This window comes from uncultured Mailhella sp., assembly GCF_944324995.1.
Taxonomy (GTDB): Bacteria; Desulfobacterota; Desulfovibrionia; order Desulfovibrionales; family Desulfovibrionaceae; genus Mailhella.
The window spans coordinates 24,225-39,371 of the sequence record NZ_CALUYL010000024.1; the positions used below are offsets into that span (position 1 = coordinate 24,225).

The 15,147-nt window shown below is 63.5% G+C and carries 9 protein-coding genes; 6 read left to right on the forward strand and 3 right to left on the reverse strand.

Annotated elements, in window-relative coordinates; genetic code table 11:
- Positions 1–52 precede the first annotated feature (52 nt).
- Positions 53–1,210, forward strand: a complete 1,158-nt coding sequence (locus tag Q0K02_RS09875) for an HD domain-containing protein (protein ID WP_294488170.1) — start codon at positions 53–55, stop codon at positions 1,208–1,210.
- 810 nt (positions 1,211–2,020) lie between these two features.
- On the opposite strand, the gene Q0K02_RS09880 is transcribed toward Q0K02_RS09875, so the two are convergent.
- Complete coding sequence (locus Q0K02_RS09880) at positions 2,021–2,530, reverse strand: 4Fe-4S dicluster domain-containing protein (protein ID WP_294488172.1); 510 nt, start codon at positions 2,528–2,530, stop codon at positions 2,021–2,023.
- Positions 2,527–4,788, reverse strand: a complete 2,262-nt coding sequence (locus tag Q0K02_RS09885; protein ID WP_294488173.1) for a molybdopterin-dependent oxidoreductase — start codon at positions 4,786–4,788, stop codon at positions 2,527–2,529. Before Q0K02_RS09885 ends, Q0K02_RS09880 begins: the two co-directional genes overlap by 4 nt.
- A 1,135-nt stretch (positions 4,789–5,923) precedes the next feature.
- Here Q0K02_RS09885 and Q0K02_RS09890 point away from each other — a divergent pair.
- From Q0K02_RS09890 to mrdA, 5 genes are all read left to right on the forward strand, one after another.
- Positions 5,924–6,868 (forward strand): TIGR01212 family radical SAM protein, encoded by a 945-nt coding sequence (locus tag Q0K02_RS09890; RefSeq protein ID WP_294488176.1) that lies wholly within the window; start codon positions 5,924–5,926, stop codon positions 6,866–6,868.
- 740 nt (positions 6,869–7,608) lie between these two features.
- The gene (locus tag Q0K02_RS09895; RefSeq protein ID WP_294446731.1) at positions 7,609–8,649 is read left to right on the forward strand and encodes a rod shape-determining protein; all 1,041 of its coding nucleotides are present in this window, start codon (positions 7,609–7,611) and stop codon (positions 8,647–8,649) included.
- A 64-nt stretch (positions 8,650–8,713) separates the two neighbouring features.
- Complete coding sequence (mreC, locus tag Q0K02_RS09900; RefSeq protein WP_294488178.1) at positions 8,714–9,637, forward strand: rod shape-determining protein MreC; 924 nt, start codon at positions 8,714–8,716, stop codon at positions 9,635–9,637.
- Complete coding sequence (locus Q0K02_RS09905) at positions 9,634–10,110, forward strand: hypothetical protein (RefSeq protein WP_294488181.1); 477 nt, start codon at positions 9,634–9,636, stop codon at positions 10,108–10,110. Before mreC ends, Q0K02_RS09905 begins: the two co-directional genes overlap by 4 nt.
- Positions 10,085–11,899 (forward strand): penicillin-binding protein 2, encoded by a 1,815-nt coding sequence (gene mrdA, locus Q0K02_RS09910; protein WP_294488183.1) that lies wholly within the window; start codon positions 10,085–10,087, stop codon positions 11,897–11,899. Before Q0K02_RS09905 ends, mrdA begins: the two co-directional genes overlap by 26 nt.
- 935 nt (positions 11,900–12,834) lie before the next feature.
- Here the strand turns inward: mrdA and typA are convergent.
- On the reverse strand, positions 12,835–14,670 hold the full coding sequence (gene typA, locus Q0K02_RS09915) for a translational GTPase TypA (RefSeq protein ID WP_294488186.1): 1,836 nt from the start codon (positions 14,668–14,670) through the stop codon (positions 12,835–12,837).
- Positions 14,671–15,147 lie beyond the last annotated feature (477 nt).

Here is a 15,147-nt window from a genome sequence, read left to right on the forward strand (position 1 = left end):
GAGGCGCGCGGCGTTTTTGCCTGCGCGCGGCGGCCCGCGGGCCGGGGGCAACATGGGTGAATGGTATGTGGTGGGCGGCGCGGTGCGCGATCTTCTGCTGGGGCGTCCTGCCCACGACGTGGATGTTTCCTTCAGCGGTGGCGAAGCATTCTTTCTACAGCGCTTCCCTGCGGCGCGCAATACGGGTCGCAGTCCTGAAATCTGGCTTGTGGGCGCGGACGAGTTCACCCCGCTGGAAGGCGATGTCGAGCACGACATGCTTACCCGCGACGTCACCGTGAACGCCGCCGCCTTCGACGCGCAGGGGCGTTTGTTCTGCCATCCGGATTTTCTTGCGGACATGGCTGCCCGCCGTCTGCGCTTTGCCTCGCCCGACGCGCTGAAAAACGATCCGCTTCGCCTGTTCCGCGTGGCGCGCTTTGCCGCGGCCTGGCCGGACTGGACCGTGCCCCCCGAAACGCTGGACGCCATGCGCCGCGCGGCCGTGGAGTGCCGATCCGCGGTAGCCGCGCTTCCTGCCGAGCGCGTGGGACGCGAATTTCTGCGCGCGCTGGAAGCGTCGAAGCCGTCGCGTTTTTTCACGGTGCTGCGCGACGCGGACTGTCTTTCTCCGTGGTTTGAGGAACTCGCCCCCGCGGCGGATATTCCTGCGGGGCCGCTCCCGTGGCACGACAATTCGGTGCTGGATCACACCCTTGAGGTGCTCGACCGCTGTGCCGGACACCCCCTCGCCGCCTGGATGGCCCTTTGTCACGATCTCGGCAAAATCCGCACGGACGCCGCCATTCTGCCGCATCACTACGGGCATGAGCTCAAGGGCGCGGAACTCGTGCGCGCCCTGGGCCGCCGCCTGCGCCTGCCTTCGCGCCACATTCGCGCGGGCGTGGAGGGCACGGCGCTGCACATGAAGGGGGGCGTGTACGGCTCCCTGCGCGCAGGCACGCGCAGAGACCTGATCTGCAAACTCCAGGAAGCCCGCATCTTCCATGATTTCTGGATCCTCGCCGGAGCCGACGGCGGCTGGAACTGGGAACCCATGGCCACCCGCGACCTCGCCGCCATCCGCGCCGTGCGCCTGCCCGAAGCCTGGCGCAACCGCGGCGCGGAATCCGGAAAACGCCTGCGCCAGCTCCAGTGCGAAGCCCTCTCCCGACTCCCGAAATCCCAGCCCCCCCGCGCCCTCAACGCCCCGCCTTTGCCGGAAGAGTAAAGGCAGAAAAGGCATGAAGAGAGGAAAGGCAGGAAAGGCAGAAAAGACAGGAAAGGCATGCGGGGGAAATAATTCCCCCCGCGCCCCCCTGATTCTGCCTCCCGGCTTCGCCGGTTCGGCAGGACAGGGTGAACGGGAAGATTACGTCCGAAGCGAAGGACGAAGGGGGGAGTGCCGCCGGAAGGCCGTCTCTCAACGCTCTGGGGCCCCGGGCGACGTCAGGAGCCCGGCCGACGGGCATAAGTAGCCGGAATTCACTTCCGGCGTTAAACGCAATGCCCGTCGTGCAAGCAGAGCAGGCCGTACAGCGTGTCTTGCACAGACGGGACTGCGTGCTCTTCGGAGGCCTGCAAGGTCAGAAATAATTCCCCCCGCACCCCCCTGTTTCTGCCTCGCAGCTTCGCTGCTTCAGCAGGCAGGCGGGAACTGCGGATGCCGGAGTGCTTGGCAGGTGCTGTTCTGGCTGCGAGCTCAGTGCAGGTGTGCGCTGCTGCGCCCACCTGCGGTGGCCGACTCCTGTCCGGCCTGCGCCGGACAGTCGTGTCAAAGGATGGGATTTCTGGATTTTGGGGGGGAAACTCCGAGGTCAGGGCCGCAAAAGGTAAACCGGAAAACGTCCTCTCAACGCTCTGGGGCCCGCGACCTGTCCTCAGACGGTCGCGCCGACGGGCATAAGCAGGCGGGATTTACCTCTGTCGCTAAACGCAGCCGTCGTCGTGCAAGTTCCGCAACCTGTGCAGACTGTCTTGCGCAAACGGGCGATGGCGGACGCCGGGGCGTTTTCGTCCATCACGTTTTTTCTCAGGCTTGCTACCATTCCTCACGGCTGCGGAGCAGGGCGAGCATACGGGCTTCGCAGGAGCTTTTTTGTTCGGGCGTGAGGGCGGTGAAGGTGAGGGCGCGGGTAGGGCACGAAGCCACGCAGGGGGGAGACTCGGTTTCGGGGTTGAAGAGGCCGTTGCAGAGGTCGCATTTGATCATGGGGCTGCGCGGAGCGGCGAACGAGGGCACGTGGAAGGGACAGGCTCTGAGGCAGGCGCGGCAGCCGATGCAGGCGTGTTCGTCCACGGTGACGAGGCCGTTTTCCTGTTTGTGAATGGCTCCTGCGGGGCAGGCTTCGAGGCATGCGGGCGTGTTGCAGTGCAGGCAGGCCACGGAAGCGTGGCGCAGGCGGGGCATGGTTTCTTCTTTGGTCCACAGGGTATCCAGGCGTCGGCGGCAGGCGTTCTGCGGAGTGTCGCGCCAGGTTTTGCAGGCAACCACGCAGCCGTGACAGGCAATGCAGCGTTCCGGGTCGAAGGTGATGGCGTATTCCTTCATGAGGCATCCTTTTCGGCGGGGCAGACGCGCGCGACGTTTACGAGGGTCTGACTGCCCATGGCGGTGATGAGGGGATCGGCGCTTTTTTCCATGTCCGGGGAGTAGAGCAGGTTCACGTTGGCGCCGCCGTCGAGCAGGGGCAGGTCGGGCAGGCCGAGTTCGGCGCAGCCCTGCCACCAGCCGTGCAGCAGCATGACCGTGTCTTCGCGGATGCCGGGATAGTACATGGCCTTCACAAGAAGAAAGCCGTGGGGAGAGGTGACGCGCACGGTATCGCCGTCGGCAATGCCGAGGGCCCGGGCCCTGTTCGGATGGATGTGCAGACAAGGTTCCTTTTCCACCTCGCGCAGCAGGGGAACGTTGCGCTGCCAGCCTGCGGAAAAGCTCCGCGAGGTGTGATAGTCGGAAAGCACGAAGGGGTAATCCTTGAGGAGTTCCGGGGTGCCGGTCACGCTTTCCACGGGTTCTCTCCAGCCGGGCAAGGGCGCAAAGCCCGCCTCTTCAAAGCTGGTATTGTAGAGCGCCACCTTGCCCTGAGGCAGGAAGGGACTTTTGTCGAGGCGCGAGCTGGGCGTGGAGAAGACTTTTGCGTAGTTTTCGTAGGTGCGCCGACCGGCGGGCGGATACACGATGCCCGTGCGGTGGGAACGCAGCTCGTCCATGGTCATGCCGAGCGGTTCGAGCTGCCAGTTCATGCAGGCGTTGATGTCGCCGTTCCAGAATTCGTCGCCGTAGCCGAGGGCGGTGCCGATGTCGAGAATGATCTGCTGCATGGAGCGGCCTTCGCCCACGGGATCAGCCGCCCGGCTGCGCGCCATGATGAACGGACCGCGCACCTCGAACGGATGATCGATTTCATAGGGCGTGAGTGCGGGCAGCACGATGTCGGCCCAGGGCATGTCTGCGGTGCGGTGGGTGTCGATGACGACATAGAAATCCAGCTTTTCCAGTGCCCTGATGACGCCTCGCGGATTGCGGGTGCTCACCGTGGGCTGCGAGCCGGGCGCAATGATGGCGTGAATGGTCGGATGCTCGGAAACAACGTCGGCAAAAAGGCGCGGATACGCGGCCGAGGTGCCTTCGCGGAACGGCTGAAACGCGCGGGGGAATTCCGGTCCCACGATTTTTTCCAGCCATTCCGGGGTGTACCTGTCCCTCATTTGAACGCTGCGCGGCGCGGGCATGGTGGAGCCCGGCCCGGCAAACAGATTGCCGCCCGGCCTGTCGAGATGCCCGGTAACGGCCATGAGCATGGCTATGGCGCGGATGGCGTCGCTGGCGGAAGGGGCGTGTTCGAGACCGTTGCCCACATCGATGGTGGCCCGGGGCGTGGTGGCGTAGGTGCGGGCCATTTCCTCAATGACTGCAGCCGGTACGCCGCAGATGCCTTCGGCCCACGCCGGACTGAACTGACGCACGTGTTCGGCAAGCCTGTCGTAGCCGAAGCACCACTGATCAACGAAATTTTTGTCGATGAGCCCCTCGCCCGTGACGACGTGGAGCATGGCAAGAGCGAGCGCGGCATCGGTGCCGGGGCGAACGGGAATCCAGTCGGTGGCGAAACTGCCGTCGGCTTCGATGGAGGGCTTGATGGCGTAAATGCGCGCGCCGCGAAGCCGGGCTTCCACGAGCGCTTCGGCCGTGCCCAGCGGCGGCCCGGAATACACCGGCTGCCTGCCCCAGATGAGAATCACGTCGGCATTTCTGTAGTCCGGCGAGGGCCGCGCCCCTATCGTGTGGCAGAAGCCGAAATGAAGCTGCATGGCGCAAATGCCGCTGTGCCCGTAGTTGGGACTGCCGTGCGCCACGAGCAGACGATACAGATATTCGCTGTAGTCGCGCCGTGCCGGAGAAAGCACTGCCAGCGATTCCGGCCCGAACGCCGCTTTCTGCGCCTTCAGCGTGTCCGCCACAATGCCGAGCGCGTCATCCCAGCCTATGGGCTCGAAGCGGCCTTCGCCCTTTTTGCCCGTGCGCCGCAGCGGCGTGGTGATCCTGTCCGGAGAATAGACCCACTGCGCCGCCGCATGAGCCTTGCAGCACAGCCCGCCCCTGTTGTGCGGCGCTTCCTTCATGCCAGCTACCCGAAGCAGACGCCCGCCGCGCTCAAACGCGTACACCGCACAGTTTCCCCGCGGCCCGCACATGCCGCACCACGTGGGCACTGCCCGCTCCCCGCGCCGCGCCGCCAGCGCCTCCGCTTCCTCCAGCGTGAACGCTCCGCTCCTGTCCCATGCGTCGGTAACCTTGTGAGGCATGCTCCCTCCCTTGCTGTGATCTTCAAACATAGGCGGCCGATTGCCCGAATGTCAAACAAGACAAAGGTAGAAAAGACAGGAAAGGCAGAAAAGACAGGAAAGGCATGCGGGGGAAATAATTCCCCCCGCACCCCCCTGATTCTGCCGTGCGGCTGCGCCGCCCGGCAGGACAGGGTGAACGGGAAGATTATGCCGAAGCAGAGGGCGAAGGGGGGGAGTGCCTGCCGGAAGGTCGTCTCTCAACGCTCTGGGGCCCCGGGCGACGTCAGGAGCCCGGCCGACGGCAGCGCGTAGCCGGAATTCACTTCCGGCGTTAAACGCAATGCCCGTCGTGCAAGCCCCGCATCCTGTACAACGTGTCTTGCGCAAACGGGCCTGCGTGTTCGTCGGGAGACTGCAAGGTCAGAAATAATTCCCCGACAAAGTCGGGACAAGCCCCCCGCACACCCCTGTTTCTGCCGTGCGGCTGCACCGCCCGGCAGGACAGGGTGAATGGGAAGATTACGTCCGAAGCGAAGGGCGAAGGGGGGCGTGCCTCCGGAAGGCATTCTCTCAACGCTTTGGGGCCCCGGGCGACGTCAGGCAACAAAAAAACGTTTCCTCTGACGGCAGAGGACAAAACACGGTCGAGCCCCAAAACCGGCCGGATTCAAAGCGTGACCGAAGTCAAAACGACCTCTCCCTGATTTTTCCCCTTGCACGGCCCTGATTTCTGTCTCGATTCAGGGCCGCACCCTAAACAATGAAGCCACGTTGGGACTTCCACACACGAACGCTCAACGTTTCCCTGTCATCTGGAAATCCCATCCTTTGACACGACTGTCCGACATTTGTCGGACAGGAGTCGGCCACCGCAGGTGGGCGCAGCAGCGCACACCTGCACTGAGTCCGCAGCCCGAACAGCGTCCGCCAAGCACACCACCCCTCGCAGTCCCAGCCTTTCCAAACTCCCGCCCATTTTCGGCAATGCCCTTTGCCTGCACACCCGTCCCGCCGAGGGCGAAGCCGTCGGCGGAAACAGGGGGGTGCGGGGGGAATTATTTCCCCCGCATGCCTTTTCTGCCTTTCCTCTCTTCCAGCTTTTCCAGTTGCGGGGGGAGGGGTTTTGCGGCAGTAGAGGGGGAGGGGGTGCGAGATGAGTCGGCAGTTGCGGTATCGGAGTTTGGACAGGCATTTACGGGGCGAGTTTGGGGAGAAGGTGCAGAAGATCACGCTGGATGCCGGGTCGGGGTGTCCGAACCGGGACGGAACGCTGAGCGTGGGCGGGTGTACGTTCTGCAATGCGGAGGGTTCCGGGCCGGGCGTGGGTCTGGGGAGCTTTCGGGATCAGTGGGAGCGCTGGCGGTCGCGGTACGCGGCCATGCCCAGAATGAAGGGCACGCGTTTGTTTCTGGGGTATGTGCAGTCGTTTACCAACACGTACGGGCCGGTGGCTCGGCTGTCGGCCATGCTGAAGGAGCTGGAAGCGCTGCCCGGGCTGGTCGGAGCGTGCATCGGCACGCGCCCCGACTGTCTGGACGAAGAGAAAATGCGGCTGCTGGCATCGGTGCCGTGGCGGGAATTCTGGCTGGACGTGGGCGTGCAGACGTGCAGCGACGCCACTCTTCGGCGCGTGAACCGCGGGCACACGGCGCAGGATTCGGAAAGGGCGCTCCGGCTGGCGGCGCGTTTTGGCGTGAAGACGTGTGCGCATCTGATGGCGGGTCTTCCGGGCGAGGACGGCGAGGACTTTTTGAGCTCGGCGCGCTGGCTTTCGGGCCTGCCCGCGGACGGGGTGAAGCTGCACAATCTGTACGTGCCGAAGGGCGCGGCCGTGGAACGGGCGTGGAAAAGCGGAGAGCTGCGCCTGCTCGAGCAGGAGGAATACGCGCTTTTGGCGGCGCGGGCGCTCACGCTGCTGCCGTCGAACGTCGTGATTCACCGGCTCTGCGCGGATCCCGCACCCGGTGAACTCGTCGCTCCCGCCTGGGCGGCGGACAAGCGCCGCACCCTCGACATGATCGACGCCGTGCTGGCCTATAACGACTGGTGGCAGGGCAAGGCCTGCGACGCGCCGGAGCGGAATCCCTTCCTTGACTGACGCGTTTTCCCGAGACTGAGAGTGCATTCCGACGACGGGCCTGCTTCCCGATGATGGGGGGGGGAGCGCCCGGTCGTCCCGCCGTTTTTTTGCGTCCCCCGTGCCTGCCCGCGCTTGGTTTTTCGGCGCTTTCCGTGGGCGCGCGCGGGATTTTCCCCGCTTCCTTTCCCCGGCGCTTCCGCTTTTTTCTCGCGCCTCCCGTCCCGTGGCGACGTCCTTCCGGCAGACATGATCACGAATCTGCCCCGTCTGCTCCGTCCGCGGCTGTGTTCTTGCATTTTCCCTCTCCCCGCGTTCTCGGTGGCGCTTTCCGTCGTTCCGTCGCTGTTTCTCCCGCTTCCTCGTCGCTGTTTTTCCATCGCCCGGGGCGGGGCCGCTCCGCCCTTTGTTTCCTCTCGCCTTTCCCGCCTTCTTTTCCCCGCGTCTTTCCTCGATGTCCCGCGGCTCCGGCTTCCTCTCCCGCCGTCCCGCCTGCGCCCCCCTGTTTTCATTTTCCCCGTCGTCCCTCCGTTTTCCCCTATCCCGCCTCGGCAGAATGAGGTTTGACGGAGAAATGTCGCCTGCACCCATTAAAAATATTGACAAGAGTGCAAATACGATGGAAAGCTGTCTAGTTCCGAAAGGCGTTCCGCGCCACTCGGAGGACGGCGGGCCGGACGATCGCGTACTATTGACAGCGCGCCTTTTCTGTGCCTAGAACCTCCCATTCCATACTCCATACGTCCTTGCGAGAAATCCCCATGGCCAAGATTTTTGATATGATACTCGGTATTTTCTCCAACGACCTCGCGATTGACCTCGGCACCGCAAATACCTGCGTGTACGTCAAGGGCAAGGGCATTGTGCTCCGCGAGCCGTCGGTGGTGGCGGTCAAGAAAGACAACCGCGGCAACAATCAGGTGCTCGCCGTCGGTTCCGAAGCCAAGCGCATGCTCGGTCGCGCTCCCGGCAACATTCGCGCCATCCGCCCCATGAAGGACGGCGTCATTGCCGACTTCGAGGTGACGGAAGCCATGCTGCGGTATTTTATTTCCAAGGTTCACAATCAGCGTCGTCTCGTGCGTCCGCGCATCATGATCTGCGTGCCCACCGGCATCACCCAGGTGGAAAAGCGCGCGGTCAAGGAATCCGCGCTCAGCGCCGGCGCCCGTGAGGTCTTCCTTATTGAGGAGCCCATGGCCGCGGCCATCGGCGCCAATCTCCCCATTCAGGAACCCACCGCCAACATGGTGGTCGACATCGGCGGCGGCACCACGGAAGTTGCGGTCATTTCCCTTTCGGGCATCGTGTATTCCCGTTCCGTGCGCGTGGGCGGCGACAAGATGGATGAAGCCATCCTCCGCCACGTCAAGCGCAAGTACAACATGCTCATCGGCGAATCCACCGCCGAAGAAATCAAGATTCAGATCGCCTCCGCCTATCCCATGGAAGAGGAAAAGGAAATCGAGGTCAAGGGTCGCGATCTCGTCACGGGCATCCCGCAGACCATCATCATCACCTCGGAAGAAGTGCGCAAGGCCATCGCCGAGCAGGTGGACGCCATTGTGCAGGCCGTGCGTCAGGCCCTCGAACAGACCCCGCCCGAACTCGCCGCCGACGTCGTCGAACGCGGCATCGTGCTCACCGGCGGCGGCGCGCTGCTGCGCGGTCTGGATCAGCTTCTGCGCGAAGACACCTCGCTGCCCATCTTCAGCGTGGACGATCCCCTCGCCACCGTGGTCATGGGCACGGGCATCGCGCTCGACAACATGCGCACCATGCGCGAGGTGTGCATAGACTAGCTCTTGATCCCTCCCCTGCCGACCGGGGGAGGGATTTCATGCCCAACGCAGGAGTCGCCCCGCCTTGCTGCCCCGACGCATCATTCTTCTCATCATCTGCACGCTGCTGCTTTTTCTGGGCATCTACACCTGGAACCAGCGCACCGGACAGTGGGACAGGCTGTGCGCCGCCGTGGGACTCGAATTCACCGGGGGCATCATGCGCGGCCTCGACAGCATTGAGGATTCCCTCTCCGACGTGTGGAACAGCTACGTCGATCTGCGCGACGTGCGCCGTCAGAACGACGAGCTGCGCGAACGGCTCCGCATTCTCGAACAGCGCCTCGCCGGAACCCGCGAGGAACGCGCCGAACTCGAAAGGCTGCGTCGGCTCATGCATCTTGAGTATCCGGCGTCGTGGCCTGCGCGCGCAAGCCGCGTGCTGGCCTGGCGCATGGGCCCCAATGCGGCGCTCTCCACCATCATGCTTTCGAGCGGCTACATGAGCGGAGCCGCGCCGGGAACGCCGGTCACGTCCTGGGCGGGCGTGGTGGGCCGCGTGCTCAAGGCCGGCCCCAGCACTTCCGTGGCGCTGCTGCTCACCGATACCGGCTCGCGCGTGGCGGTCATCACGTCCGAGGGGCGCGTGCAGGGCATACTTTCGGGCGGCGGCCCCGGGCTGCCCCTCGAACTTCGTTTCGTGCGTCAGAACGCTCCCGTGCGCGTGGGCGAGCTGCTGGTCACCTCCGGCGTGGATTCCTGCTATCCCAAGGGCATTCCCGTGGCCCGCGTGACGGCCATATCCACGGGCGGGGCGTCGCGTTCCGGGGCGTCGGTGCTCGAAATTCAGGCCGAACCCCTCGTGGATTTCCACAGTCTTGAGGAAGTGTTTCTGCTTCAGCGGCCTGTCGATTCCATCACGCCCGAGAGCGACGCCGTCTATACCCGCCGCACGCCGGTGCTGGAAAAGCCCGAGGAACCGGCTCCCGAAGCGGGAGGCGCTCAATGAGCTGGGCGAGCGCCGGCTGGTGGCTCTGCTATGCGTTCATAGGCGTTGCGCTTCAGGCCCTGCTGCCCGGTCTTGATTTCCTGCTGCCGGGCTTCATTCTGGCGCTTCAGGAGAGGAATTTTCCGCAGGTGCTGGCCGTGGGCGCGTTTTTCGTGCTGCTACAGGAAGGCATGGGAAGCATGGCTTTCGGCGGCACGCTTTTGTGGTACGCGCTGGCGGCCATCGTGTTCCACGTGGGCTGCGGACTGCTGCAGGGCACGGGCTTTTTGTTTGTGACGCTGTTCGGCATACTGCTTTCCTGCGCGCATTATCTGATTTTCGCCACGCTTTCCGCGCTTCAGGACATCCCGTGGAATCCCTCGCTGCTTCTGGACGAATGCCTGTTTCAGGCGCTGTTCACGCCGTGGGTGTGGTGGGTGGCCGCGGCGCTGCGCCGCAAGGTGATCCATGAAGATAGAAACCGGCAACGATGAATATCAGCCGCCGAAAAGCGGGCTTCTGCTTCTCCAGTGCTGCATAGTGCTGCTGTTTGCGCTGTTCTGCGCGCGCTTCTGGTATTTGCAGATACACCGCGGCGCGGACTACGTGCGCATGGCGCAGGAAAACCGCCTGCGCGACGAACGTATTTTTGCGCCGCGTGGTGAAATTTATGATGCGTCGGGCGAGCTGGTGGCGGAAAACCGCACGGCCTACGGACTCGCGCTGGTGCGGGAATACTGTCCGGACATCTCGGCGGCGCTTGCGCAGGTGAGCGCCTGGACCGGCGTGCCGCTCGATCGTCTTCACGCGCGCTATGAGCAGGATCGCAGCAAGGGCCGCAGTTTTGACCCCATCCTGCTGCTCACCGACATGCCTTTCGAGCAGGTGGCGCCCATCGAGGCCGAACTCTACAAGTGGCCCGGTCTGCGCGTGGTGACGCATTCCCGGCGCTACTATCCGGAAGGGGAGGCGTTTTCGCACATTCTGGGCTACGTGGCCGAAGCCAGTGAAAAGGAACTGGCGGAAGATCCCGACCTCTCGCTCGGCGACATGGTGGGGCGTCAGGGCCTGGAAAGCGTGCTGGAACGGCGTCTGCGCGGACAAAAAGGTCTGTACCGGCTGGAAGTGGACGTGCTCGGCAGACCGCTGAGCCGCACGCTCATCGAGTCGCCGCACATGGGGCAGAACGTGACGCTGTCCATCGACTCGCGGCTTCAGCACGCGGTCATGGAGGCGATGGGAGACTATTCGGGCAGCGTGGTGGTCATGGATCCCGATTCCGGCAAGCTGCTCGCGCTGGTGACGCGTCCTGCCTACGACAACAATATTTTCATCGGCGGGCTTTCGGCGCGCGACTGGAACGCTCTGCGCAGCGATCCGCGTTTTCCGCTCCAGAACCGTGCCATCCAGAGCGCCTATCCTGCGGGATCGGTGTGGAAGCTCATGATGGTGGGCATGCTGCTTGAGCACGGCGTGTCTCCGCAGGAAAAGGTATTCTGTCCCGGACAGTTCACGCTCGGCAATCATACGTTCCGCTGCTGGCGGCGCGGCGGGCACGGAGCCGTGGACATGGAGCATTCGCTCATCTATTCCTGCGACGTGTATTTTTACAGCATGGCGGTGAAGCTGGGCATCAACAACATGGAAGCCTTTGCCCGCGCCTGCGGCTACGGTCGCGAAACCGGCATAGATCTGCCCTACGAGACCACGGGCCTTGTGCCTTCGCGCGACTGGAAGAAGCGCCGCTTCGGCGAAGCCTGGCAGCAGGGCGACACGGTGAACGCCTCCATCGGACAGGGCCATGTGCTCGTGACCCCGCTCCAGACCGCCGTGTTTCTCTCGTCCATCATCAACGGCGGCTATCTTCTCAAGCCGCAGCTCATTGCCGACGCTCCCCGAGAGGTCACGGGCAAGACGCCCATTTCCGACGCCCACCGCGAATGGATCAAAAAAGCCATGGTGCAGACCGTGGAAGCCCCGGGTGCAACAGCCAAGGTGCTGAAAAGAAAGGATATGACCATAGGCGGCAAAACAGGTACCGCGCAGGTGGTCAAGATCAAGATGCAGGGCGACCGCCGCGTGAAGACCGCCGAAATGGAGTTCCGCCAGCGCGACCACGCCTGGATAGGCTCCTGGGGCGAAAAGGACGGCAAACGCGTCGTCGTCGTCACCATGATCGAACACGGCGGCGGCGGTGGCGCCGTGGCCGGCCCCGTCACCAAGGCCGTTTATAACATCCTCTTCCCCCCGGAACCCGACGCCAAACCCGCTAAACGCAAATAGCAGGAAAGGCAGAAAAGGCAGGAAAGGCATGCGGGGGAAATAATTCCCCCCGCGCCCCCCTGATTCTGCCTCCCGGCTTCGCCGGTTCGGCAGGACAGGGTGAACGGGAAGATTATGCCCGAAGCCAAGGGCGAGGGGGAGAGTGGAGGCCGGAAGGCCGCTTTTCAACGCTCTGGGGCCCCGGGCGACGTCAGGAGCCCGGCCGACGGCCGCAAGTAGCCGGAATTCATTTCCGGCGTTAAACGCAGCCGCCGTCGTGCAAGTGGTGCAGTCCGCACAGCGTGTCTTGCGCAAACGGGCCTGCGTGTTCGTCGGAGCTTTGCAAAGTTAGAAATAATTCCCCCCGCGCCCCCCCTGATTCTGCCGAAGGCTGCGCCGTTCGGCGGGCGCTGGCGGGAAGGCAAAACGTGTTGCCGAAGATGCGCGGGCGTTCGGAAAGGCCGCGGTTGCGAGCGGTAGTGTGCTTGGCGTGCGCGCTTCGGTCTGCGGACTCAGTGCAGGTGTGTCCTGTCGGACCCACCTGCGGTGGCCGACTCCTGTCCGGTCTTCGCCGGACAGTCGTGTCAAAGGAAAGGATTTCCAGATTTTTGAGGGATAGCTGCCGAACGCTGTGCAGGAAAAGTCCTCTCTTCTGAGTGGAGGGGAAGCCGGAATCTGTCGCGCCCGCTGACGGGGAAAGCCGTTGCGGTGATGTTCCTGGTACTCTGCCGGACGACCGTGAGTAAAGAATGAAGTTCCGAAAGTCTTGTGTCGTTGTCCGGCCGAAAAAGAGTAAAATAAACCGCAGGATTCCGTTATCGGGAAAGCCTGCGGTTCATAGTTGTCACAAACAAAAGTTTTAGGAAGGAGGATGGGGGGGGCGGGGGAAGGAGGAAAGCCCTTTTTCAAAAGGGTTTCCTCCTTCACCCGCTCGCCATCACTATCTTTTTCTTCAATTACACGCGCTTGCGGCCGCCGCCCATACGGTAGCGTTCGGCGCAGGAGAGGACGGCCTTACGGAGTCTGAGGGAGTGGGGGGTGACTTCGAGGACTTCGTCTTCGCGCATGAAGTTGAGGCACTGTTCGAGGGACATGGGGCGCACGGGGGTGAGGATGATGTTTTCATCGTGGCCGGCGGCGCGGAGGTTGGTGAGTTTCTTTTCTTTGGTGGCGTTGACGTCGATATCGTTGTCGCGGTTGTGTTCGCCGACGATCATGCCTTCATAGACGGGGTCGCCGGGCACGACGAAGAGGCGGCCGCGGGGTTCGAGGTTATAGAGGGCGTAGGCCACGGCGTTGCCGGGGCGGTCGGCGATGAGGGAACCGGTCATGCGGGTAAGGAAGTCGCCGCGGTAGGGTTCGTAGCCGCTGAAGTTCGAGTTGAGGATGCCGGTGCCCTTGGTATCGGTGAGGAATTCGTCGCGGTAGCCGATGAGGCCGCGGGCGGGCACGGAGAAGGAGAGGCGCACACGACCGGTGCCGTTGTTCACGCAGTTGGTCATGCGGCCCTTGCGGAAGTTCAGCTTTTCGGTGACGACGCCCATATAGATTTCGTCGCAGTCGATGGAGACTTCTTCGATGGGTTCGTACTTCTGGCCGTCGATTTCCTTGAAGATGACTTCGGGGCGGCCGACGGTGAGTTCAAAGCCTTCGCGGCGCATGGTTTCCACGATGATGGCCATCTGGAATTCGCCGCGACCCTTGACGAGGAAGGCGTCGCGATCTTCGGTGTCTTCGACCTTGATGGACACGTTGCGGAGGGCTTCGCGATCGAGGCGTTCGCGGATTTTGCGGGCCTGCACGAGTTTGCCGTCGCGACCGGCGAGGGGGGAGGTGTTGATGCCGAAGCGCATGGACACGGTGGGGTCGTCCACCTTGATGCGGGGCAGGGGCGAGGGATCGGCGGCGGTGCAGATGGTGTCGCCGATGGTCACGTCTTCGATGCCCGCCATGACCACGATATCGCCGGCATCGACTTCATCGACATCGACCATGTTTTTGCCCTTGTACACCTGGAAGCGGGTGGCGCGCAGCGGACGGGGCTTGCCGTCTTCGCCGATGCAGACGAGGGCGTCCTTGGTGTGGGCGTGGCCGTTGCGGATGCGGCCCACGGCGAGTCTGCCGAGGTAGTCGGAATAATCGAGGTCGGCGACGAGCATGTGGAAGGGCATTTCAGGATCGTACGACGGCGCGGGGATATACTTGAGGATGGCGTCGAAGAGGGGAGAAAGGTCCTTACGTTCGTCGTTGAGGTTGTTCATGGCGACGGCGTCGCGACCGATGGCGTAGAGCACGGGGAATTCGAGCTGACTTTCGTTGGCGTCGAGGTCGATGAAGAGGTCATAGACTTCGTTGAGGACTTCGGCGGGACGGGCGTCTTTTCTGTCGATCTTGTTGAGCACCACGATGACGGGCAGGGAGAGACCGAGGGCCTTGCGCAGCACGAAGCGAGTCTGGGGGAGGGGGCCTTCGGAAGCGTCCACGAGGAGGATCACGCCGTCAACCATGGAGAGGGCGCGTTCGACTTCGCCGCCGAAGTCGGCGTGGCCGGGGGTGTCGAGAATGTTGATGCGAACGCCTTTCCAGCCCACGGCGCAGTTTTTGGCGGAAATGGTGATGCCGCGTTCGCGTTCGAGTTCCATGCTGTCCATGAGGCGGTCGTCGACCACCTGATCGGCGCGGAACATGCCGCTCTGCTTGAAGAGGCCGTCCACCAGGGTGGTCTTGCCGTGGTCGACGTGGGCGATAATGGCGATATTGCGGAGAGATTCGTTACGGGCGAGAGAACTCACGTTCGCATTCCTTCTTTGACTTGGTTTGAAAAAAGTTGCCTTCGCGCGGACTGCGCCGACTCCTCCGAACGCCGACCCGCGCGCACGCGCAGCCCGACGCCGAAACCCTGCCGGGCGGCGGCGGAAAACCTGCCCGAAGCCGCTCCCTTCTCGAAGCCGCCCCGGACGGATGAATGACTCTTTGAAACTGTGAAGTATAAAGAAAGGAAGCAGAGATTGCAACCCTCCCTCCCCCCTGCCCCGCCGGGCGGCAACGCCCCCGGAAAGGCGGGAAAGGCAGAAAAGGCATGCGGGGGAAATAATTCCCCCCGCGCCCCCCTGATTCTGCTTCGCAGCTAAAGCTGCTTCAGCAGGACAGGGTGAACGGGAAGATTATGTCCGAGGCAAAGGGCGAGGGGGAGAGTGGAGGCCGGAAGGCCGTCTTTCAACGCGCTGGGGCCCCGGGCGACGTCAGGAGCTCGGCCGACGGCAGCAAGC

Bases quoted from the DNA above. Each gene is read 5' to 3' on its own strand.
- Q0K02_RS09875 (WP_294488170.1), top strand. From the start codon at position 53: ATGGGTGAATGGTATGTGGTGGGCGGCGCGGTGCGCGATCTTCTGCTG.
- Q0K02_RS09880 (WP_294488172.1), bottom strand. From the start codon at position 2,530: ATGAAGGAATACGCCATCACCTTCGACCCGGAACGCTGCATTGCCTGT.
- Q0K02_RS09885 (WP_294488173.1), bottom strand. From the start codon at position 4,788: ATGCCTCACAAGGTTACCGACGCATGGGACAGGAGCGGAGCGTTCACG.
- Q0K02_RS09890 (WP_294488176.1), top strand. From the start codon at position 5,924: ATGAGTCGGCAGTTGCGGTATCGGAGTTTGGACAGGCATTTACGGGGC.
- Q0K02_RS09895 (WP_294446731.1), top strand. From the start codon at position 7,609: ATGGCCAAGATTTTTGATATGATACTCGGTATTTTCTCCAACGACCTC.
- Q0K02_RS09905 (WP_294488181.1), top strand. From the start codon at position 9,634: ATGAGCTGGGCGAGCGCCGGCTGGTGGCTCTGCTATGCGTTCATAGGC.
- mrdA (WP_294488183.1), top strand. From the start codon at position 10,085: ATGAAGATAGAAACCGGCAACGATGAATATCAGCCGCCGAAAAGCGGG.